Origin of the sequence: Tenacibaculum sp. Cn5-46, from assembly GCF_022347705.1 — a bacterium.
GTDB classification, from domain to species: Bacteria; Bacteroidota; Bacteroidia; order Flavobacteriales; family Flavobacteriaceae; genus Polaribacter; species Polaribacter aiptasiae.
This window is the reverse complement of record NZ_JAKRGD010000004.1, coordinates 208851-231303: the sequence shown is the minus strand read 5'-3', so window position 1 is coordinate 231303 and position 22453 is coordinate 208851. Positions and strand designations below refer to the sequence as shown.

The 22453-nt window shown below is 31.2% G+C and carries 18 protein-coding genes; 7 read left to right on the top strand and 11 right to left on the bottom strand.

What is annotated here, in order from left to right; genetic code table 11:
* Positions 1–7 precede the first annotated feature (7 nt).
* The 7 genes from MHN29_RS09995 to MHN29_RS09965 form a co-directional block, all read right to left on the bottom strand.
* A complete protein-coding gene (locus MHN29_RS09995) occupies positions 8–1138 on the bottom strand; it encodes an NAD(P)/FAD-dependent oxidoreductase (RefSeq protein WP_235274738.1) in 1131 nt (376 codons plus the stop codon).
* Positions 1139–1145: 7 nt separating this feature from the next.
* Entirely contained in the window at positions 1146–4349 is a 3204-nt protein-coding gene (locus MHN29_RS09990) for a LodA/GoxA family CTQ-dependent oxidase (protein ID WP_235274739.1), read from the bottom strand.
* Positions 4350–4736: 387 nt separating this feature from the next.
* Positions 4737–5042 (bottom strand): DUF6787 family protein, encoded by a 306-nt coding sequence (locus tag MHN29_RS09985; RefSeq protein ID WP_235274740.1) that lies wholly within the window; start codon positions 5040–5042, stop codon positions 4737–4739.
* Positions 5043–5097: 55 nt separating this feature from the next.
* Positions 5098–5892, bottom strand: coding sequence for an RNA methyltransferase (locus MHN29_RS09980; RefSeq protein ID WP_235274741.1), 795 nt, complete (start codon positions 5890–5892; stop codon positions 5098–5100).
* 94 nt (positions 5893–5986) lie between these two features.
* On the bottom strand, positions 5987–7285 hold the full coding sequence (locus tag MHN29_RS09975; protein WP_235274742.1) for an amidohydrolase family protein: 1299 nt from the start codon (positions 7283–7285) through the stop codon (positions 5987–5989).
* 19 nt (positions 7286–7304) lie between these two features.
* Positions 7305–10247, bottom strand: coding sequence for an amidohydrolase family protein (locus MHN29_RS09970; RefSeq protein ID WP_235274743.1), 2943 nt, complete (start codon positions 10245–10247; stop codon positions 7305–7307).
* Positions 10248–10340: 93 nt separating this feature from the next.
* Complete coding sequence (locus MHN29_RS09965; protein WP_235274744.1) at positions 10341–11396, bottom strand: oxidoreductase; 1056 nt, start codon at positions 11394–11396, stop codon at positions 10341–10343.
* A 48-nt stretch (positions 11397–11444) separates the two neighbouring features.
* Between MHN29_RS09965 and MHN29_RS09960 the strand changes: the two genes are divergently transcribed.
* Both MHN29_RS09960 and MHN29_RS09955 read left to right on the top strand, forming a co-directional pair.
* Positions 11445–12398: a patatin family protein gene (locus MHN29_RS09960; protein WP_235274745.1), complete on the top strand. Its 954-nt coding sequence runs from the start codon at positions 11445–11447 to the stop codon at positions 12396–12398.
* Positions 12399–12402: 4 nt separating this feature from the next.
* Positions 12403–13296, top strand: coding sequence for a DUF72 domain-containing protein (locus tag MHN29_RS09955; protein WP_235274746.1), 894 nt, complete (start codon positions 12403–12405; stop codon positions 13294–13296).
* A 40-nt stretch (positions 13297–13336) separates the two neighbouring features.
* Here MHN29_RS09955 and MHN29_RS09950 read toward each other — a convergent pair whose 3' ends face one another.
* Positions 13337–14785, bottom strand: a complete 1449-nt coding sequence (locus MHN29_RS09950; RefSeq protein WP_235274747.1) for a S41 family peptidase — start codon at positions 14783–14785, stop codon at positions 13337–13339.
* A 157-nt stretch (positions 14786–14942) separates the two neighbouring features.
* Here MHN29_RS09950 and MHN29_RS09945 point away from each other — a divergent pair, with 157 nt between their 5' ends.
* The 5 genes from MHN29_RS09945 to MHN29_RS09925 all read left to right on the top strand — a co-directional run bounded on the left by MHN29_RS09945 (position 14943) and on the right by MHN29_RS09925 (position 19367).
* Positions 14943–15452 carry an RNA polymerase sigma factor gene (locus MHN29_RS09945; protein ID WP_150899604.1) on the top strand — a complete coding sequence of 170 codons (510 nt, stop codon included), beginning with the start codon at positions 14943–14945 and terminating at the stop codon, positions 15450–15452.
* Positions 15439–15924: a hypothetical protein gene (locus tag MHN29_RS09940; RefSeq protein WP_235274748.1), complete on the top strand. Its 486-nt coding sequence runs from the start codon at positions 15439–15441 to the stop codon at positions 15922–15924. The genes MHN29_RS09945 and MHN29_RS09940 overlap by 14 nt, the downstream gene beginning before the upstream one ends.
* A 42-nt stretch (positions 15925–15966) precedes the next feature.
* A complete protein-coding gene (locus MHN29_RS09935; RefSeq protein ID WP_235274749.1) occupies positions 15967–16473 on the top strand; it encodes a DUF4252 domain-containing protein in 507 nt (168 codons plus the stop codon).
* A 73-nt stretch (positions 16474–16546) separates the two neighbouring features.
* Complete coding sequence (locus tag MHN29_RS09930; protein WP_235274750.1) at positions 16547–17134, top strand: DUF4252 domain-containing protein; 588 nt, start codon at positions 16547–16549, stop codon at positions 17132–17134.
* A 520-nt stretch (positions 17135–17654) separates the two neighbouring features.
* On the top strand, positions 17655–19367 hold the full coding sequence (locus MHN29_RS09925; RefSeq protein ID WP_235274751.1) for a thiol-activated cytolysin family protein: 1713 nt from the start codon (positions 17655–17657) through the stop codon (positions 19365–19367).
* Positions 19368–19439: 72 nt separating this feature from the next.
* On the opposite strand, the gene folD is transcribed toward MHN29_RS09925, so the two are convergent.
* The 3 genes from folD to MHN29_RS09910 all read right to left on the bottom strand — a co-directional run bounded on the left by folD (position 19440) and on the right by MHN29_RS09910 (position 22345).
* A complete protein-coding gene (gene folD / locus MHN29_RS09920; protein ID WP_150899599.1) occupies positions 19440–20318 on the bottom strand; it encodes a bifunctional methylenetetrahydrofolate dehydrogenase/methenyltetrahydrofolate cyclohydrolase FolD in 879 nt (292 codons plus the stop codon).
* 69 nt (positions 20319–20387) lie between these two features.
* On the bottom strand, positions 20388–21716 hold the full coding sequence (ffh, locus tag MHN29_RS09915; RefSeq protein WP_150899598.1) for a signal recognition particle protein: 1329 nt from the start codon (positions 21714–21716) through the stop codon (positions 20388–20390).
* Between the two features lie 110 nt (positions 21717–21826).
* Positions 21827–22345 carry a DinB family protein gene (locus tag MHN29_RS09910; RefSeq protein ID WP_235274752.1) on the bottom strand — a complete coding sequence of 173 codons (519 nt, stop codon included), beginning with the start codon at positions 22343–22345 and terminating at the stop codon, positions 21827–21829.
* Positions 22346–22453: the final 108 nt, after the last annotated feature.

Genomic DNA, 22453 nt, shown 5'->3' with positions numbered 1-22453 from the left:
AAAGTATTTAGATTCTTCTCTTCCAAAAAGGAGAGTGTTTCCAACGCATTTCAGCACTATAAAACAGTTTCTTATGTTGTAAATAGTATTGCCAAATAGTATTTATTTGCTGATTATATTTTTCTTGAACAATTTTCTCTTTTTCAATATCAAAATGATGAACTAAATCGTATTTAATAATGAGAGATGTAAGTTGCATAGCAGTAGCCATAGCATTATACATACCTTGTGAAGAAAGAGGGTCGAAACTTATGGCAGCATCACCAATAGCTACCCATTGTTTGCCTATAACTTGAGTTAATTTGGAAGAATTAGCCGCTACAGTTCCATGAAGGCTAGGAGTGCTTTTGGACTCTTTTAAAATACTTTCCATAGCTTTATTTTTTTTAGCTAACTCAATAAAAAAATCAACTTTTTTAATTTCGTTTTTATCAATTAAATCAGCATCAGTTTGAAAAGCTATAACTCTCTTATTATTTGGAACAACAGCACTATACCACCATCCGTTTTCAGAAGCAGAGATAGTACTCATTGTATTTTGTAAATAATTTGGCATTGTTGCCCAACAAGCAATTAATTTATCAATAGTATTACGTTTAATTCCTAAGCTTCTAACAAAATGAGATTGTCTTCCAGTAGCATCGATAACAAACTTAGATTTGATATAATAAGCTTTCTCAGTTGTCTTTTCATTAGTTTTAGCAGTCACATACCAATAGTTATTCTCAAGTTTGCTTGTTTGTAGTTTTAATGGACTAAGGATTTTAACACCTCTTTTTATGGCAGAGTCTCTAAGAAAACTTTCAAAACTTTTTCTATTTAAGCTTTGAACAAAACCATCAGGATTTCTCAAATGATCTACAATATGAACCTGATTACTGCCCCAAAAGGATTGCATTCCCATATTTTTAATATACACGGGATTATGTTGTTGGGTAGTTTTTTCTAAGTCTTCTAATAAATTAAGTTCTTTAAGAATGCGTTGCGCAGCAGGAGCTAAAGACTCTCCAATACGATTACTAGGTGCTGTATTTTTATCAATTATAATAACCTTGTGTGTATGAGCTAATGAAATGGCGGCAATACAACCAGCAATGCCGCCACCTATAATTAAAATATCTGTTTCTAAATGAGTCAACTATTTTCTATTTAGGCATGAATCTTTGGAAACGAACCATTTTCTCAGGAACACCAACTTCTTTTCTTGTTGTTTTCTGATGTTGCATGGTTTGAACTTTGGTTTTATCATGAGTTTTAGAAGCTAGTAAGTTTAATAGCTTTTGAACACTTTCAGTAGCATTAAAATCTTCTTTTAGTTCATGTTCTACCATAGCTATTAATTGTCCTTTGGCACTTTCCATTAACTCTTGTTCAGTCAATAATTTCTTATCAGATAATTGTTGTACTGCTGCTGTTAATAGGTTTTCTTCAGTAGTATTTAAACGTGTTTTATCCTCTAAAATTTCATGAAGTTCTTTCATAGCTTCCTTGAATAGAAGTTCTTCTTGCTCTACACTAGGAATAATACCAACTTGCATTTTTGGAGGAAAGTTTGAGTCATCAGGTGTTCCTGGACGTGCTTGTACAACAGCAAGTTTATCGAAGTATTTAATCATACTATTGATTTGATTTGTTTGTGTAGGAGCTTCTCCATCTAAAGGTAAGTCATCTAACCAAGCTTCTCTGAAAGCAAAAGCTTCTTTGCGAGTTTCTTCTGAAATATTAGAGTCTATAGTTTCTTTATAGCGTTCTTCACTTAAGATATTATTAGGAACTCTAGCTGGCCAAAATGTTGGTAAATAAGGATCGTAACTTTTCGTATAACCATCTCTACAACTAGCCGTGTCAGTTTGCCAAGGTATAGCCATCCAACGAGTAATTCCGCCAGGCACTTGCCCTCCTAAAAGAGGTCCAGCTGATAAAGTTAAAACATCGCTATTCATAGTTGAGCCATAATAAGAAGTATCTACTAGTGGTGTTTTGGGTGCATGTTTTAATCTAAAAGGAGCAGAGTACATTCCAGAAGTACGCATTGGCCAAGTCATTTCACATCCTGGGTGAAAAGCATCAGCTAAACAAAATTCCATAGCAGCTTTCGTAAGCATATCAGGTTGTTCTTCAACAGGTAAATCATCTATTTCTAGTGGTTTTGGAATATGCGGACAACCAGTCATATCAACAAAATCAGCATCGAAATCACCTTCTACCCATTGATCAAGAAATTCTAATTGTAAACCAGATAGCGTAGAGTGTTGGCGTACAGATCCTGTAGTTGGGATAGAAACGGCATCACCATATGTCCAAGGCCATAACTGTGGAGCTTCTGCACCAGAAACATCATAACGGCGGAAATTGTTAGAAATAGTACGTCGCATTTCGTAATTAGCTGAAGATGGATCATTCAATTTTTTTACCCATTCAACAGTCGTGTAATCAAATTGACCACCCCAACCAAAAGCTGCAGCAAAACCAGCATTTACCCATTGTAAATTTGTCATTCTTTCAAAAATAGGTAAGATGTCTTTTTTAAATGAAGGTCGTGCTGGACGTTCTAACATTCCAGATTTAACAGCAACATCTCGCATTAAATCCCACATTGTACGAACAGATTTTTGCATAGGTGCATAATCTGGTGGAGCACATACAACCCAGGCTGGTTCAACTTTTAATTGTACTCCTTCATATTCTACTTCTGCAGTTATTGGTCCATCTGAAGTATCATCATACCATCCTTCATTATTAGCAAAAGTAATAGCGATATCTCCTTTTAAGTTTTCAGATTTTCCATGACCTCCAAGCATAATTAAGCGTCCTTTTTGATCAGTACGCATTTCTCCAAGGTATACTTCTTTCGATTGAAATTCTCCTCTGAATTCATGTCCTTCTTTTACATTTGGTGTTGAAATGCTTTGTGCTCCACCATCTATTAATAAAGTACTTCTATCTTTTACATCAATATTTCTAAGTAACGATGGTGGAATATTAGGATCTTGAGCATCAGGTATGTCTAAAGCTATTTGAAATTGATACCAAGAAGCTTTTTGATTTGCTAAATGGCTATGCCAAGTAATTTTAGCATTATCAGAAGTTAATTCTTTTACAGCTTTTCCAGCGGCATTAAAACCATAAATTCTAAATTGTGCTGCTTGTCGTTTTAATGCACCAGTTTTATCTCTATAAGCGTACTGATCCATTTTAGCTTCTGGTTCATCAACTAAAGGACCAATAAAATATTCATCTTTACTATTTCCAACTCTGGTAATACCTATTGGAGGATAAATAGCAGCTCTTACAATACAGTCGCTGCTTTCATCAATATTTCCTTTAAAATGCTTAGCACGTTCTTTTGGTTCTTGTTGCTGTTGCCCATTTGCTTGATGACGTACTTCTGCACTTGCTGCATATACTGTTTTTCTTGCCTCTGCTATGGAACCTATTGGTTTATGAGCTTCCAAAGTTCGCCAAATATTAAATGATAAATTAGAACCAAATTCAGCTTGACCAATAGCGGTAATATCTTGTTGTTCTAAATATAATTCAGCAATACATATATATGGACTATCTTCTTCACTCCAAACATCCTGCGCATTATTTAAAGGCATATTATCATTGGTTCTAGGTTGTATTTCAAACCTGAACTTGGCACTTTTATTTCGAAGACGTTTCTCTAAATCTAACCTTAAATAATTTTTATCGTCAAAAGGAGCACCTTTGTAGGTATCATCTGGTACAAGTCGATATTTAACAATATTATTTTCTCCTAATTGAAAAGGTAAAATGGCCCAATATTTAGCGCTTAAACAACTAGCTTCTTCCTTTGCCATAGCTTTTAATATGTTTCTAAGCTTAGGATGTTTGTTGATGTAAGCATCATAATCATGGTCTATGGTACCAGCAGTTGTAAAACTGCACATTTGTTGAGCGTCTCTAGCAAAAAATCGGTCAATGTTTTGAAAAATAAAATCAGCAGTACTTCCTTCTCCAAATAATTTAGGTCCTTCAACTCCAAATAGTTTTAATCCGACACCTACAGTACTATGTAAATCAGGTGAAGTAGGAGAAATATCACTAGAAAAACGCACTGCACATTCATAAGAATCACCGGCAAATATTCCTATTTTATATTCTTCAGGAATATCTTTATTTATGATAAAATTTCCATAAACGATTCCATGTTGTTTTCTAAAAACTGCACGTTCAGCTGGTTTTTGCCCTTTTTCAATTCTAGTTTTTTGTCCCATTTCAACAAACATCTCTTCAAGACGTTGTGTTACTAATGGTGTACTTCCGTTGCTATCCCAACACTTTACATTATTTGCTGTTGGTTTTACTTTGTTTTTGTTAGTCATTGTTAGGTTATTTTGAGTTTGGTTAGTTGATAACTAATTATTGGACCTTTTATATGCTAACATTAAAAACTAAAGAGATAAAAGGGGGACATAAAAAGTTATTATAACTCGTTAGTTAGCTACTAGTAAACTTAAAAATAAGTTGTTAAAGAGAAATGAGACCTTAAAGAATGTAATAGAGTTTTTATAAGAAGAATTCTTCTAAACATCTTGTTTGTAGGTAGGTATAGAGATTTCTATAAAAGTAGAGATAATAAAATATAGGTGTTTTTCCTTTTCGAGAAGGGGAAAATCACTAAAGGGATTTAGAGTGATTTCTTCTTGCAGAGAATTAGGAACTGATAGATTTCAAGTTCCTTTCTTTAGTAAAAGAGAAAAAAAGGAATTTTAGTTTTTAAATAAGAAACCTAGACCTAAACGACCTAAAAACTTTTTTTCAAAAGCCCAAAAGAATTTAAATTGTCCAAATACCCAACCAACTATAGGTAATGTTGCTTGATAAATAGGGAAAATTAATAAAATACGTAATGGCCAATAAATCCAAGCAGCAGTTGTTTCTTGGTGAAGACCTAAGAAAGCTGTAATAGGTTTAGCAACCCAAGCTGCAAAAGAACCGTTAATAGCGAAAACAATTAGGATTGCTATGATTGCCCAATTATTTTCAATACCCCAACGTTGTTTTAATTTTTCCATAAGTAAATAATCGACTGCAAAAATAGTTAAAAGATTAAGTGCAGACAAATAGATTTTATTTAAAATCTCGTTGTCGTTTAGCTTCAAAAATTAATATAGCAGCAGCTACAGAAACATTCATAGAGTCTATTTCTCCTTGCATAGGAATGTTTATATTCTGAGTTGCTTTGTCACGCCATTCTTGTGTTAATCCAGTTGCTTCAGTTCCTACTACTAATGCTGTGGCTTGTTTGTAATCGTTTTTATGATACTCATTAGAATTTTGCAATGTGGCACTGTAAATATGAATGTTTTGCTGTTGTAAAAAAGCAATAGTTTCATCCGTTGTTCCTACACCTATTTGATTGGTAAATAAGCAACCAACACTAGAACGTATAATGTTAGGATTGAATAAATCTGTTTTAGGATTTGCTATTAATACTGCATCAATATTGGCTGCATCAGCCGATCGTAACATAGCTCCAATATTTCCAGGTTTTTCAATCCCTTCTAATACTAAAACAAGTGGAGTAGGAGTGTTAAATTGGATAGAATTCAATTCAAAACTTTTAGTTTTAACCACTGCAATGACGCCTTCGGTAGTATCTCGGTAAGCTAATTTTTGGTATACTTCTTTGGTTATTTCAATACAGTTTGTTGTATGCTTTTGTATTTCCTGTAAACTTTTTTCTGAAAATAATTCAGGAACAAATAAAATTGTTTCTATTTGATAACCTCCTTTAATTACTAAAGATATTTCACGTTTTCCTTCTACTAAAAACAATCCTTTTTTCTTTCGTTCTCTGGATTTGTCTTGTAGTTTTAATAAATCTTTTATGTAAGAATTTTGCGTACTGCTAATTATTTTCATGTTGCAAAAATATTGAATATAGCGTATTTGACTTACTAGTTTTCAGATAAATTTTGAAGTATAAAAAAAGCTCGGTTAGTACCGAGCTTCTTTGTTATTGATTTTTATACTTGTTGGAATATCGTTTCCATAATTTTGTTTGATGTGTTTCCAAACTAATTTTTCTTCCTTGTATAAAAGCGTCTGTTAAAATATTTGTTCGCATATCTAATGCATCACCTTCAGAAATAAATAAAGTTGCGTCTTTACCTACAGCTAAAGTTCCTACTTTATCGTTTACTCCTAAAATTTTTGCATTGTTTTCTGTAATCAGTTGTACAGCTTTTTCTTTGTCTAAACCATAAGCGGCATAAGTTCCAGCATAAAAAGGAAGATTTCTTGTATTCATACGTTCCATATCTCCTTCCATACCTAAACCTACTAAAATTCCCGCATCGCTTAGCATTTTAGCAGCACGGAAAGGTAAATCATAATCTTCATCTTCACCTCCAGGTAATCTGTGGGCTCTTTCTAAAATTACAGGGATATTATTGCTTTTTAATAAATCAGCTACTTTTTCTGCTTCTCTACCTTTTACAATTACAATATTCTTAATGCCAAGCTTTTTTAGAGTATTTACAGCATCTGTTATCGATTTTTGACCATTTACATGTACAAACATTTTTTGAGTACCATTTAATACTCCTTGTAAAGCTTCGTATGGTAAAATCTTTGCTTCCTTTTTTCCAACTAAATAACTCTTAGCATTGGTAATGTATTTTTCTATATGATCAATATTTTTTTGGTAGTTTTTGTTAGGTTTAAAATTTCCAACACCACCAAAGCTCCAGCTTGTAGGTCTAAAACTACTAGGCCAATTCATATGAACACCATCATCTGTTTTTAAAACAGCGTCTTCCCAGTTCCAAGCATCGAATTGTACAACTGATGATGTTCCTGATATTACACCTCCTCTTGGAGTTATTTGTGCCATAAAAACACCATTAGGCCTCATACTTTCAACAACTTTACTTTCTGTATTATAAGCAATAATACTACGTATATGAGGAAGCATATTTCCAATTTCATCAAAATCTCTAGTAGCTCTTACAGCATCAATTTCAGCTAAACCTAATGAGGTATTAGCAGCAATAAAACCTGGATATACATGCTTTCCTTTGGCATTAATTACTGTACCTATACGAGCTATTCTCATATTAGCACTACCAACAAAAGAAATTTTACCTTTAGAGAACATAATTAAAGAGTTTTCAATTACTTCTCCATTTCCTAAGTGAGCTGTAGCTCCCTCAATACTATAATCGGTAGTTTGTTTAGGAGCTGGCGTTTGTTGAGCCATTATATTTCCTATGAATAAGAAACACAATAGACTATATATTACTTTTAGTTTCATGTTTGTTTTTTTTAAGTTCTTATTCAGTATCACAGTGGAATAATTTTTTAGTTTTCTTAGAAGGTGCTTGAGTTTTAGCTCCTTTTAATTTTTCTTGTAACATCATATTAATCAATTTAGAACGCTCTTCTTTAATTGATTTTCTTTTTTGTAAATCGGAATCAATATCAAAGTAGATAGTACCATCAATAATTGTTTTTTCTGCTTTTGAATATACAGAAAGTGGGTTTCCACTCCATAAAACAACATCGGCATCTTTACCTTCTTTAATACTTCCGGTTTGTTGATCTAAGTGTAATAATTTAGCAGGATTTATAGTTACTGTAGCCCAAGCTTCTTGTTCTGATAAACCACCATATTTTACCAATTTAGCAGCTTCTTGATTTAATCTTCTAGACATTTCCGCGTCATCAGAATTTATAGCAACCGTTACACCTTGTCTGTGCATGATTGCTGCATTATATGGAATTGCATCATTTACCTCGTACTTATAAGCCCACCAATCGGCAAATGTAGATCCACCAACACCGTGTTTTTTCATTTTATCAGCTACTTTATATCCTTCTAAAATATGTGTGAATGTATTAATATTAAAATCAAACATTTCAGCAACTTTCATCAACATATTAATTTCTGATTGCACATATGAGTGACATGAAATAAAACGTTCTTTATTTATAATTTCAGCCAAAGCTTCTAACTCTAAATCTTTACGGTATGGTTGACCACTTTTCTTTTTAGCATCGTATTCTTTAGCTCTTTGGAAATAATCAATATAAACTTGTTCAACTCCCATACGTGTTTGTGGAAAACGTACAGTTTGTAAATCTCCCCAGTTTGATTGCTTTACATTTTCACCTAAAGCAAACTTGATAAATTTTGGAGAGTTCTTGTAAATTAATTTATCTGCGTTTTCACCCCATTTTAATTTAAGTATTGCAGAACGCCCACCAATTGGGTTTGCCGAACCGTGTAATACTTGTATTGAAGTTACACCACCAGTTAAGTTTCTATAAATATTAATATCATCAGGATTTACAACATCTTCTATAGTAACTTCAGCAGTTGAATTGTGTCCTGCTTCATTTACTGCTGATGTAGCAATATGTGAATGCTCATCAACAATTCCGGCAGTTAAGTATTTTCCAGTTCCGTCAATAACTTTAGCTCCTCTAGAAGAAATATTTTTACCTATTTGACTAATTTTTCCATTTTTAATTAAAACATCAGTATTGTTTAAAATAGTTCCATTTTCTGAAGTCCAAACTGTTGTGTTTTTAATTAAAATATTTTCTTGCTTTGGTTTACTAGTATTACCATATCCAACATTTGGGTAAGTAACAGCTAATATTTCAGGAGTTTTATTTTTCTCTCCTTTTTTAGCTTTTTTGTCCTTCTTTTTAGAGTTGAAAACTGCTGTCCATTGCGATGTGTTTCCATTATTATCTATGGCAGTTCCTTTTAAGTTTTTATCTTCTACAAAACTTGATAAACGTGTGAAGTTATCTCCTTCTCTCAAAGTAATGGTAACCCAGTTATCTTTGAAAGAAAATTTAGAGTTCACTTTTTTATCACCTTGCTTTATAGCTGCTTTTTGTTTAGCGCCTTTTCCACTAATAGTCATATTATATGTTTTACCATTAGTAGTTAAAGTGTATTCTCCAGAAAGGTCTTTAATGTTCATAGGGTTCACAACATTTTTGTCTCCTTGAACCCAGTTTTCATATAAGGTAGTATTCTTATCAAAAATATCTCCTGAAGTAATTAAGAAGTTAGCATAACTTCCGTTGTTTAAGTTACCAATCTTAGTGTTTTTAAGAATATTTGCAGGAATTGTAGTTAAAGCTTCTAAAGCTTTTGTTTTATTTAATCCATATTTTATAGCTTTTCTTAAGTTAGCTGTAAAGTCAGTTGCTTTTTTTAATTGATATGTAGTTAAAGCAAAAGGAACTTTATTTTTAGCTAATACAAATGGATTAGAAGGCTCTTGGTTCCATTTACGCATATCGCTAAGTGCTACTTTATCGGCTAAAAAAGGGTTACTTACATCATAAGCTTTTCTAAAGTTAATTGGAATAATAAAAGTAGCATTAGTATTTTTTATATCATTAATACGCTCAAATTCGTCACCACCACCTACTATGGTATATTGAATTCCAAATTCATCTCCAATTTTATCAGCTCTTAAATCATCTAAATAGTTTCCTCCTCTGAATATTTGAGCTAAATTTTTCTTGTCATTTAATGCTTGTAAAGCTAAATCGGTATTTTTCATATTACCTTTAGCATACCAGTCAGCATCTAAATAAGTTTGTCTTAACAAAGCCATTGCTCCCATACGAGAAGTTGGATATGTTTGACGCGATTTCTTACTTTTACTAAACGATAAATAGTTTCCTGATTCTTTGTCTAAAATTCTGTAAGCATTAGTACTATTTGGGTTTAGCGCTACTAATACTCCATTACCCTGCATAATACCGTCTTCTAAGTGTGTATTAACAACACCAAAACCTAAGTTTAATAACTCTTTAGCTTTTTTAGTATCAAATTTAAATTGATTTAAAGGATTTACATCAGGTCTAATATGATCGTTCCAATAATATCCTTTTCTACCAGCTTCGTACTGTGGACGTTTACCTGACCATCCCTCTCTTTTTGGTGTTTGTATACCAAAAGTAGTATAGACATCGATAAATGACGGATAAATAGTTTTTCCTTTTAAGTCAATTACTTGCGCATTTTTAGGAATTGAAACAGACTTACCACTACTTACAACTTTACCATCTTTGATAAGTAGTGTTCCTTTTTTGATAATAGTATTTGGATTTACATAAATTTTAGCATTGGTAAAAGCAAATACATTGTTTTTGGATGTTTTGACTCCTTTATTATTAGGAAAATATTCTTGTGCATATACTGTAGACAAACACATGAATAATAGGAGTAATAGTGTTTTTTTCATTGAACATTAAGTTGATTAATGGTTAAAGGTATCTTTTTCTAAAAAGAAAGCATCCTGTTTTAACAAATAATTAAGAATTTAAAAGTTTAAGAGTTATTTTGATGATAATTTAAGTTTTCCAATTTTTTCATGCCCTGAAAGCCAAGCTGTATTCTCATCAACAAATTGAATGGCGTAGTATTTATCTTTACTAACTTCTTTCCATGAGATTCCACCATCATTAGAAAATGAAACTCCTGTTTTACCTACTGCAAAAATTTCTTTTCCATTGGTATTTGGTACATACTGTACACAACTTTTATAACTAGGGTTTTGATTGTCTGCAACAATAGTCCATGTTTTACCGCCATCTTTAGTAATGGCTTTGTTAGCACAATTATCATCTTCTTTAGAATAATTACCTCCAATAGCAATACCGTTGTTTTCATCATAAAAATCAATAGAATAAATTCCTTGAGGACCATTTCCTTGTACAATTGGTGTATTGTAAATTTCCCAAGTGTTCCCATAATCTACAGACTTTAAAATTCTAGCTTTGCTACCACCAGAAGCTATCCACACGGTTTTATTTATAATAGCAATATTGGTATTACTTGCAGCAAAAAAAGCTTCTCCTTCTTCAAATTTAGGAAGTTTTTCACAAGGAAGTTTTGACCAGATTACACCTCCATCAATAGTTAATAGGATAGAAGGACAATCTTCTGTAGGGTCTCCAACGGCAATTCCATGCAAGCCATCATCAAAAAATTTCATACAATCGTAAAATACTTTTTCATGCTCTTCTTTGTAAGTCAAGTATGGACCATAGAAACCAATATTATATAAAAGTGCTGGATTTGCTACTGATAAAGCAAAAAAACCATTTTTACCATAAGCAATACTTCTAAAATGTGGCAATATAGAGTCCTGATATTTAATGGTCATAATATCCCAAGTTTTGCCTCCATTGATGGTTACTCCAAAGTCTCCTTTAGATCCAGCATAGTATAAAGTATCTGTATTTAGAGCATATATAGCTCTAATACTAGAACTATCTCTTTTGAATTTTTGAATGTTAATATTAGTAATTTCTCTTGGAGAGTATTCTTTTTCTTTTTTGCAAGAAAAAGAAATAATTACGACTAAAATTAAAAGTGAAATTCGTTTCATTTTTTGATATTTTTACAGAAATAAAAATAGATAAATCAATTTAATTCTATGAAGAAAGCATTAGTAATTTCTGGAGGTGGAAGTAAAGGAGCATTCGCAGGTGGCGTTGCTCAATATTTAATGAAAGAAAAAGGAAAGGATTACGATATGTTTTTAGGAACTTCAACAGGAAGTTTAATGGTTTCGCACCTAGCTTTAGGGATGGTTGATGAATTAAAAGATGTTTATACTTCAGTAGATCAAAAATCTATTTTTAGTAACAGTCCTTTTAAAATTAAAAAAGTAAATGGCGCCAAAGTAATTTCTATTAGACATAGAAATACTTTTTGGAATTTTTTAAATGGACGAAAAACTTTTGGAGAAAGTAAGAATCTAAGAAAGCTGATAAAAAAAAGTGTTACTAAAAAAATGTACCACCAAATACGAGAAGCTAATAAAGATGTTGTAGTAACGGTTTCTAATTTAACGGCCAATCAAATTGAATATAAATCTATTTTAGATTGTAGTTATGATGATTTCTGCGATTGGGTTTGGGGTTCGTGCAATTATGTGCCTTTTATGAGTTTGTTAGAAAAAGACCATTGTCAATATGCAGATGGTGGTTTTGGTAGTTTAGTTCCTATTAGAGAAGCTATTTTAAGAGGAGCAAAAGAAGTAGATGCTATTATTTTAGCTACTGAAGTTACTCAAATAAATAGATTACCAGCTAGAAATCCATTTTCTTTAATGATGGATACTTTCGATTTTATGTTAGAAAATGTTGAAAAACATAATATTACTATAGGAAAGTTATCTGCTAAACAGCACGATGTAAAATTGAATCTATATTATACACCTACTGTTTTAACAACCAATTCTTTAGTTTTTGAGAAAGAGAAGATGAAAAAATGGTGGAAGTCTGGTTATAAATATGCTAAAAGATTGAATGAAGAAAAAATGAGTGAATTTAGACCTGAAATGATAGATAATCAAGAAATAGAAGAAGGATTAGAAAACTCTTAGTTTTATGAAATTTGGAAAGGTAGATCATCCAGAATTAATAGATTTTTCATTGCCCACTACACATACAAAAACAGTTGATTTGTTAAGTTCTCAGGAGAAGACAAATAAATTGAATGTTTATGTAGGTTGTGCTAAATGGAACAAGGCCGATTTAAAAGGTTTTTATCCTAGAGGAACTAAAGATGAATTAGCATATTACTCTAAGCAATTCAATTCGATAGAATTGAATGCTACTTTTTATCGTCAATTTTCAGCAGAACAATTTGAAAAATGGAGATTGAAAACACCTGAAAACTTTAAGTTTTTCCCTAAGTTAGGGCAGGAGATAAGTCATTGGAAACGTTTACAAGGTGTACAAGATGCAGTTAATTTGTATTTAGATAATTCGGCACATTTAAAAGAAAAGTTAGGGACTATTTTTTTACAGATGCATTCTAATTTTGGGCCTAAAAACTTTGAAGCACTAAAGAACTTTGTTGTAAGCTGGCCAAAAGGAATTCCACTAGCAGTAGAATTAAGACACAAAGATTGGTATGAAGATTCATCTATTTTTGATGAGTTTACAAAGTTGTTAGAAGAAAATCAGATAGCCAATGTATTGGTTGATACAGCAGGAAGAAGAGATATGGCACATATGCGTTTAACTAATAATGAAACGTTTGTACGATATGTAGGAGCTAATCATGTATCAGATTATACTCGTTTAGACGATTGGGTTATAAGATTAAAAGAATGGGTTGATTTAGGTTTGGAGAATATTCACTTTTTTATACATCAGAATTTAGAAGTCGAATCTCCATTATTAGCAGCTCATTTTATTAAGAAGCTAAATAAAGAGTTAAGTATTAATTTAAAAATACCAAACGAAGATAATGGTCAACAAATGAGTTTGTTGTAAGTAAAAAGACCAGCTTTAAAGCTGGTCTTTTTATTTGTTTTTATTTTAAATCAACATACATGTTGTTGTAATCAATATTACTCATAGATGAATTCCAAGGAGTATGAGTTCTTATTGTTGGTGCTGAAGGAAAGCCTTTAGAACCAGTTGTTATATATTGAATAGTTCTTTGTAATAAAGGTTCTGTAGGATCACCAATAATCCCTAAGTTTCCAGGGTTTTCTTCCAAAGTTACTTCAGGAATAAAACCTTCAGGTTTGTTTTCTCCATTTTTATTTTGAATTTCTAAAACAATGGGTTGCATAGCCCATGTATGATTCGTTCTAAAATTAGGACCATTTTTTCTAAAGTTTTCAGAATCATATAAAGTAATAGAACCTACATGTTTACCATAAGTTTGAACTCCAACTAATCTTACATTAATATATGGAGATAAAGCATTTATTATAAGCTCAGAAGCAGAAGCAGTATTATCAGATACTATAAAATAAACTGTACCTAAGTTTAAACTATTAATAGCTTCATCTAAAACAACATTCCCGCTATCATCTTTATTTAAAATTTGATCGGTAAAATTGTTAATTAACTGGTTAGGATCAGTTACAGCCATTACCTTACTATTCCAAACTTGTTTAGAAAAAAGTTCGTCTTTAAATTGTCCAGTAACCATACTACCTAAATAAACAGCAGTTTGAACAGAGCCCCCACCATTATATCTTAAATCAATAATTAAATCGTCAATTGCATCATTTTTGAACTTCAAGAATTCAGCATTTAAGTCACCATCAAAAGAATTAGAAAATTGATTATACATAATGTAGCCAATCTTTTTGCTACCACTTGTAATAACCTTAGCTTCTTTTATTGGGTTCTCAATTAATTGCGATTTGGTTAATGAAATAGTTGTTCCATTAGCAACAGGATTTCCAGCATTGTAATTTGCTAAATGTATGGTAAAAGAATCATTATTAAATAACGAATTAACATTTGCTTCAGTAATAGTAGTACCATTTACTTGAGTAATTAGCATTCCTCTTGTAACTCCATTGGTTTCAGCATCAGAACCTTTAGCAACATCATAAACATAAACATAATATCCACCAGAACCATCTGAAAAACTTTTCCCTTTAACTTTCATACCAGTTGTTAAACGATTGCTTTGAAAAGCTTGTTCTAAAGCAATATAGTCTTCAACAATCCAAGAATAAGTTCTATTAGGATCTTTTGGATATTCATTAGGTAGGTATAATAAGCTGCTAAAAAAAGCAGCAGGATCATTTTTAGTAGATAAATAACTATATAATTCTTGATCGTTAGAAAAACGTCTATCAGATAAATCAGGAACTTGATCTTGCCATAAGTAATAAGCATTCAAACCTTTCCAAACAAAGTTAGGGATTTGAATATTTGCTGGAGTATCATCTTTATCGCTACAAGAGGTTATTGATACTATTAAAAAAGAAACTAAAAATACTTTAAGTAATTTCATATGGAATATATTAGCTATAATACAACGCAATTTAATCAATAATATTATTTTTTTTAAAATTGATGTAACAAACTTGTAACTACGTCGTCGTAGTTATGTAAACCTTAAAATAATAAACAATTTTATTGGGTTTTACATTAAACTAATTAACTAAACAATGAACCAATCAGACTTTTTAAAAGTTGTATTACCATTTAAAGACAAAGTCTTTCGCTTAGCAAAAAGACTTCTGGTTTCCAGAGAGGAAGCTGAAGATGCTACGCAAGAACTGTATTTTAAATTGTGGAGAAACAAAGAGAAATTGTCTAATTACAAAAATGTCGAAGCATTTGCTATGACGATGACGAAAAATTATTGCTACGATCGATTAAAATCAAAGCAAGCTAGTAATTTAACACTAGTTCATAGTAATTATAAAGAAAAAGATACGTCTTTAGACAAGAGAGTAGAACATAATGATAGTGTAAACCAAGTACATAAACTAATTGAAAAATTACCTGAACAACAGAAAATAATTATTCAGTTAAGAGATATAGAACAATACGATTTTGATGAGATTTGCAAAATGGTGGACATGAAACCAACCGCTGTTAGAGTAGCCTTATCAAGAGCAAGAAAAACAATAAGACAAGAACTAATAAAAAAACATAACTATGGAGTTAGCTAACATAGAAAAATTAGTAGATAAATACTTAGAGGCAGAAACAACTCTTCAAGAAGAACAAGTATTACAAGACTACTTTACTTCAGGAAATGTGGCACCACATTTAGAAGAATACAGTATGCTTTTCGGGTATTTTAAACAAAGCAAAGATGAAACCTTTACAAAAACCATTCAGTTAAAACCTGAGAAAACTAAGAAGAACTGGAAATGGTTATCAGTAGCAGCGTCAGTAGTCTTATTGTTTAGCGTTTTTGTAGGAAAGCAAAGGTATGATGAGCATCAACAAGAGAAACAATTGCTAGCACAGTTTACGGAAGTAAAAAAAGCATTGCAAATGGTTTCAGTCAATTTAAACAAAGGAAACGAAGCATTGTATGCAGTTTCAAACAACTTAAACAAAGGAAATGAAGCCATCGAACAATTGAATACCTACGGAGAAACTGTAAACAAAGTTATAAACAAAGTAAATTATTAAGTAAACCACAAGTAAACCAAGTACTTTTAAATTAAGAAAATCATGAAAAAAATAATATTATTATTCGCATTTGTTATCACAGCAAATTTTAGTTTCGGACAATCATTGTTTGATAAATTAGAAGATATTGATGAAGTATCATCAGTTGTTATAACAAAAGATGCTTTTGAATTAATTAAAAAATTCCCAGATGCTAAATCTGAAGACATGGAAATTTTTAATACAGCAAAAGGATTAAACGAATTAAAAGTGTTTTCAACGGAAGATTCTAGTATTGCTTCAAGAATGGAAAGCATGGTAAATTCAGCAATTAAAGGATCTAATTTAACACAATTAATGAGAGTTAAAGATAAAGGATCTAGAGTGAAAATTTACGTGAAAGCTACTAAAAACAAAGATATTGTTAGTGAAGTGTTAATGTTTGTAAAAAACTCTAACAAAGGAAATAAAAATGGTAAATTAAGCTCAACTATTATTTCTTTAACTGGTGATATTGATGTAAATAAATTATCTAAAATAGCTAGTAAATATTCTGATAAAAAGAAATAATTAAAACCAAATATAAAAAAATGGAAGTTGAGAAAATCTCAACTTCTATTTGTTAATCAATAAAAATACTCTGATGAAAAAACTATTTATATATTCATTATTATTAGTGGCATTTGCTACTATTTCCTGTAAAAAAGAACAATCATTACAAGGTTATTTAGTAGAAAGCCAAGACAAAAAAGGATTTATTTCTCTTGATTTACCTGCTAGTCTTTTACAGTTAAGTACAGATAACGCATCAGAGGAAGATAAAAAAGCTTACGAAAGTATTCGTAAAATAAATGTTACAGGATTACCTTTTAAAGATACCGATGAGGCTACTTATGAAGCTGAAAAGAATAAACTAAAAGAGATTTTTAAGAATTCTGACTATAAAAGATTAATAAATTTCAAAAAAGATGGAGCAACAGCAGTGATTTATTACACAGGTGAAGCAGATGCTATTGATGAAATTATTGCTTTTGGGTATAGCAAAGAAATGGGAGTAGGAATTGCTCGCCTTTTAGGAGATAATATGAATCCTGCAAAAATTATGGATATGATGAAAAAGTCTAAATTAGATGAAAAGAATTTAGATTTTGGAAAGTTCAAATCTATCTTAGGGGAAAATGTTATAAAAGCAGAAGAAAGAAAAGAAATTAAAGTGAAAGAAATAGAATAATTATAATTCTATAACTCAAGTTAAAAACAGCTAAAATGTATGCATACATTTTAGCTGTTTTTTTGTTTTTGTATATTTTTTTGAGTTAAAAACAGAAAAAATCAAAAGTGTTTGATTTAATATTAATTCATGAAAACCCTTGTTTTAATAGGGAGTCTGTATTTTTTTTCTAAAAAAAATAAATATTTTTCATTAAAGTGTTGTTTTTTAGATATAAAGCTGTAGTTTTGGCAGCCAATAATTTAACTTTAGTTAAGTATACTAGTCATCTATAATTATAGTTGGTTATTGAAAAAATAAGCGATAGCATAGCCCCCCGGATGCAATTGAATTACATAATGAGATTATATAATTTCATTATTGTTTAAAGTCTATTTATGAATATTTCATTTCTTAGAAATAACATAAAGAGATTAATTTCTTCGGTAGGAATACCTTTTTTGAACAAACGGTTTGGCTGATTTGTTTCCCTTATTTTTATTAAATCAAAATTATAATTAACAAAAAAATATTTTTCAACGTGAAAAAATATATTAGATATACAATACTTTCATTGTGTTTAGCAATGGTTGTATCATGTAAAAATGATGAGGTTTTAGTAGAAAAAAACTTAGAATTATCAAAAGGACAATTTTTAAATGAAAATATTCCTGATGGAATTAGCAATTTAGAAGTCAAAGAAATTAAGAATAATCTAGCTTCAAGATCAGAAGTAGAAGCTAATTGTGTAGAAAAAGAAGTAAGTTTTGATAAAACTGATTCTAATTTCTTCTTAATTAACCCTAATGGTAGTTTATTATGGCCAGGTAATATTGTTGCTTTAAGATCAATTCAAAATGGAGCACCAACATCTGTTCCATTTTATGGAGAAGATAGAAATTCAATAGAAATAGGATTAGACGTCATTTCTGGAACAGCTGCATCAACATCTACAGTAGTGGGAAGCCCTTCTCCTGGTACTGTTAGAAATGAGTTAAATAGAATTCTTGGGAATTACTATGACTCTGGTGCTAGCTTTCCAGCGGCGTTTGAAGTTTCTATAGAAAGAGTTCACAATGCAAGTGATTTACAGTTTGCATTAAAAGCAGGATATTCTGGTTATGGAGTTGATGTTGCTGGAGAATTAGGTATCAATTTTAACGAGCAAAAAACTCGCTATGTTGTAACATTAAAGCAACGTTTTTTTACAGCAACTGTGACTCCTAAAGCTGAGTTAATAGGTAAAAGAGGTTGGTATAATTCTAATGTTACTCCAAACGATTTAGCTCCTTATGTAACTGACTTTAAAAGTGAAGTTTCAAATGTTGATATGAATCCAGCTGGTTATGTAGAATCTGTTACTTATGGTAGATTATTTACTTTAATCTATGAATCATCTGAAAGTGCTAGAAATGTATCGGCTGCTTTAAATTTTGCCTATAAAGGAGCAATAGGTTCTGTAACAGCAGATGTGTCAACAAAATATAGTCAAACATTACAGAATACTACAGTAAAAGTTAAACAAATAGGAGGTGATGCTCAGCCAGGTATTACAGCTGGATTAAGAGCAATGGCTGGTGATTTAAATGCGATAAATGCATTCTTAGAAAAAGGAGCAAATGTATCTAGAACTAATCCAGGATACCCAATTTCATACAAGGTTAATTATGTGTCTAATAATTCTCCATTTAAGGTAGTTAGTAATGTAAAATATACACAAAGAAATTGTGAGTTAGTAACTAGAAGAAGAGTACGTTTTAACCCTACAGCAGTTTTATTAGATTATTATTCATATGATCATAATACCTCAGGTTTAGAAATTCAAGGATGGTTTAAAGTACAAAAGTACGATAGAGATTTAAATCAATGGTATGATGTTGTTAGTTCTTTTTGGTGGGGGTATGGAGTAGAGCATACTCAAAGAGATTATTATAAGTATAGCAATAGTTATAGTATTTTAGGAGGAAGTCGTTTTGTAGACTTTGACATAGATGAAATTAATGGAGAGCGTTTTAGAGTTGTATCAACAGCTAGAGAATGTGATGCAACCTGTACAGTTTTACCTAATGGAGGAGTTGCTCCAGTATTTTACGAATACAGTGCAGCGTCTAAAACTTGGACTGGACATGGTGGTAGGCCAGGTGCAAGTAATACTATTTTAGATGCATTAGATTGGAATCGCCAACATGTATTTGTAAATAAAGTTGATGGTAGTACTTTAAATATTTTCTACAATATTTACTTTTTAGATTAAACTTTAAATAAATAAAAAATGGAGGTGTTATTTAATAACACCTCCATTATATTTTATATAGTAGCTTAAAAACTAAGCTTGCTTATTTTTTACTGATAATAATGTGTTTTTTAATAACATAGCAATAGTCATTGGTCCAACTCCACCAGGAACTGGAGTTATAAAATCTGATTTTTTAGAAACTTCATCAAAAGCAACATCACCTACTAAACGGAAACCTCTTTTTTTAGAAGGATCGGCTACACGAGTGATTCCAACATCAATTACAGTTACATTATCTTTAACCATATCTGCCTTTAAAAACTCAGGAATACCAATAGCCGCTATAATAATATCAGCTTGTAAAGTTATTTCTTTTAAGTTTTGTGTTCTACTATGAGTTAAAGTAACTGTAGCATTACCTACTTTTCTTTTTTGAGATAGTAATATGCTCATTGGACTTCCAACGATATGACTGCGTCCAATTACAACTACATTTTTACCACTAGTTTCTACATTATAACGATCTAATAATTCTAAAATACCAAAAGGTGTAGCAGAAATAAAAGTAGGTAGGTTTAAAGCCATTTTTCCAACATTAGTTGGATGGAAACCGTCTACATCCTTATTAGGATCTATCGCCATTATTATTTTTTGTTCATCAATGTGATCGGGTAGAGGAAGTTGAACTATAAAACCGTCGATATCATTGTCAACATTTAAAATATTTATTTCGTTTAATAATTCTTCTTCAGTAGTTTCTTCAGGTAATCTAATTAAAGTCGATTCAAAACCAACACGCTCGCAAGCTTTTACTTTAGCATTTACATAGGTTAAACTCGCTCCATCATTACCTACTATCACAGCAGCTAAATGAGGTGTTTTTTTATCTTGGTTTTTTAATTCTAATACTTCTAGAGCAATTTCTTCTTTAATGTTGGCGGATGTTTTTTTACCGTCTAGTAAAATCATTTTTAGTGTGTTGTGGGTTTGTTGTTATGTTGTATATAAAAAAAAGAGAAGCCGTAACTTCTCTTTATATTATCTCATACCTTTCATCATTTGCATCATTTTTCTTCCGCCACCACCTTGCATCATCTTCATCATTTTGCTCATTTGGTTGAATTGTTTCATCAGTTGATTTACTTCTTGTACAGAGGTTCCTGAACCTTTAGCAATCCTTTTCTTACGGCTTGCATTTATGGTAGAAGGAGTACTTCTTTCAAGAGGTGTCATGGATTGAATAATAGCTTCAATCCCTTTAAAAGCATTGTCGTCTATATCAACATCTTTTAAAGCTTTTCCAGCACCAGGAATCATTCCTACTAAATCTTTCATGCTACCCATCTTTTTGATTTGTTGTATTTGACTTAAAAAGTCATCAAAACCAAATTGATTTTTAGCAATTTTCTTTTGTAATTTTCTAGCTTCTTCTTCATCGTATTGTTCTTGGGCACGTTCTACTAACGAAACAACGTCTCCCATTCCTAAAATACGATCAGCCATACGATCAGGGTGGAATACATCAATTGCATCCATTTTTTCACCTGTACCGATAAACTTTATTGGTTTGTTTACTACCGTTTTAATAGATAATGCAGCTCCACCTCGTGTATCACCATCTAATTTTGTAAGTACTACACCATCAAAATTTAAAACATCGTTAAATGCTTTTGCTGTATTTACAGCATCTTGCCCTGTCATAGAATCTACAACAAATAATGTTTCTTGTGGAGTTACAGCTTTATGAATGTTAGAAATTTCATTCATCATTTCTTCATCAACAGCTAAACGACCAGCGGTATCAATAATAACTACATTTTTACCGTTTGCTTTTGCATGCTTAATAGCGTTTAATGAAATCTCTACAGGATTTTGGTTTCCTTCTTCAGCATAAACATCAACACCAATTTGTTCTCCAACAACTTGTAATTGATTAATAGCGGCTGGGCGATAAACATCACATCCTACTAATAAAACTTGTTTAGATTTCTTTGTTTTTAAGAAGTTAGCTAATTTACCAGAGAAGGTTGTTTTACCAGAACCTTGTAAACCAGACATTAGAATAACCGTAAGAGAACCTTTTAAGTTGATACCAACAGTATCTCCACCCATTAATTCAGTTAATTCGTCTTTAACTAACTTAACCATTAACTGACCAGGATTTAATGTAGTTAATACATCTTGTCCTATGGCTTTTTTCTGTACTCTTTTAGTAAACTCTTTGGCTATCTTAAAGTTAACATCGGCATCTAATAAAGCTCTACGAACTTCTTTTAGTGTTTCAGCAACATTAACTTCGGTAATTTTTCCGTGTCCTTTCAGCGTATGTAACGCTTTATCTAACTTTTCGCTTAAATTATTAAACATGTGTCTACTTCATTTTTAGAGGCACAAATATAATAATTTAGTTGTTAGGACTGTAGGTTTTTATAAGCAGTTTATCTGAATATTTTTAATTTTAAATAGAAAAATTAAAATTAATGTTTCTCTTTTAAAATATTCAGGTGATGATCAGTATGATAGGCTGTCCACATAATTATTTCACGAACAGGCATTTTGCCCATAAGAGGGTGTGGTAAAATTAAATTATCTTTATCTTTCCAATGCTGTGTTTTATACTGTAATTTTTTGTTTTGAACTTGAAGAGTAGTAAGTAGTTGTTGAAACTTTTTTTTACTTGGTGTTTTTACTGAACGGTTAAACTCTCTTGCTTTATCAAGGTTTTTAGATAGTTTTTCTTGATAGCGTTTTGAGATTTCATCGTATGAACGAAGTGCACGATTTGAAATGCCAAATTTATATTTGAGAATAAATTTAGGAACACTCAGAGCTGTGTTTAATTTTTTTAAAGAATCCACTAAATGAACCGTATGTTGTCCTAAAGTCCATTTACCTTCAGGTCCTTTTTCAAAACTATCTTCTGGCTGATTCTCTATCCATTTAAAAAATTCCTGATGCTTTTCTTCTAGTAAATTAACTATACCTTCTTTATTCATAAATAACATTATTTAGAGGTTTAAAAATATGAAATTTAAAAAGAAATACAATTGAATACATAAATTCTGCAGTTCACTACATTGAGTTTTTTTTTATTCCAATGAGGA

Excerpts from the sequence above, each read along its gene's own strand:
- MHN29_RS09930 (WP_235274750.1), top strand. The coding sequence starts at position 16,547 with ATGAAAAAACTATTTATATATTCATTATTATTAGTGGCATTTGCTACT.
- MHN29_RS09935 (WP_235274749.1), top strand. The coding sequence starts at position 15,967 with ATGAAAAAAATAATATTATTATTCGCATTTGTTATCACAGCAAATTTT.
- MHN29_RS09950 (WP_235274747.1), bottom strand. The coding sequence starts at position 14,785 with ATGAAATTACTTAAAGTATTTTTAGTTTCTTTTTTAATAGTATCAATA.
- MHN29_RS09990 (WP_235274739.1), bottom strand. The coding sequence starts at position 4,349 with ATGACTAACAAAAACAAAGTAAAACCAACAGCAAATAATGTAAAGTGT.
- MHN29_RS09910 (WP_235274752.1), bottom strand. The coding sequence starts at position 22,345 with ATGAATAAAGAAGGTATAGTTAATTTACTAGAAGAAAAGCATCAGGAA.
- MHN29_RS09985 (WP_235274740.1), bottom strand. The coding sequence starts at position 5,042 with ATGGAAAAATTAAAACAACGTTGGGGTATTGAAAATAATTGGGCAATC.
- MHN29_RS09970 (WP_235274743.1), bottom strand. The coding sequence starts at position 10,247 with ATGAAAAAAACACTATTACTCCTATTATTCATGTGTTTGTCTACAGTA.
- MHN29_RS09975 (WP_235274742.1), bottom strand. The coding sequence starts at position 7,285 with ATGAAACTAAAAGTAATATATAGTCTATTGTGTTTCTTATTCATAGGA.
- MHN29_RS09965 (WP_235274744.1), bottom strand. The coding sequence starts at position 11,396 with ATGAAACGAATTTCACTTTTAATTTTAGTCGTAATTATTTCTTTTTCT.
- MHN29_RS09945 (WP_150899604.1), top strand. The coding sequence starts at position 14,943 with ATGAACCAATCAGACTTTTTAAAAGTTGTATTACCATTTAAAGACAAA.
- ffh (WP_150899598.1), bottom strand. The coding sequence starts at position 21,716 with ATGTTTAATAATTTAAGCGAAAAGTTAGATAAAGCGTTACATACGCTG.
- MHN29_RS09955 (WP_235274746.1), top strand. The coding sequence starts at position 12,403 with ATGAAATTTGGAAAGGTAGATCATCCAGAATTAATAGATTTTTCATTG.
- folD (WP_150899599.1), bottom strand. The coding sequence starts at position 20,318 with ATGATTTTACTAGACGGTAAAAAAACATCCGCCAACATTAAAGAAGAA.
- MHN29_RS09960 (WP_235274745.1), top strand. The coding sequence starts at position 11,445 with ATGAAGAAAGCATTAGTAATTTCTGGAGGTGGAAGTAAAGGAGCATTC.
- MHN29_RS09940 (WP_235274748.1), top strand. The coding sequence starts at position 15,439 with ATGGAGTTAGCTAACATAGAAAAATTAGTAGATAAATACTTAGAGGCA.
- MHN29_RS09980 (WP_235274741.1), bottom strand. The coding sequence starts at position 5,892 with ATGAAAATAATTAGCAGTACGCAAAATTCTTACATAAAAGATTTATTA.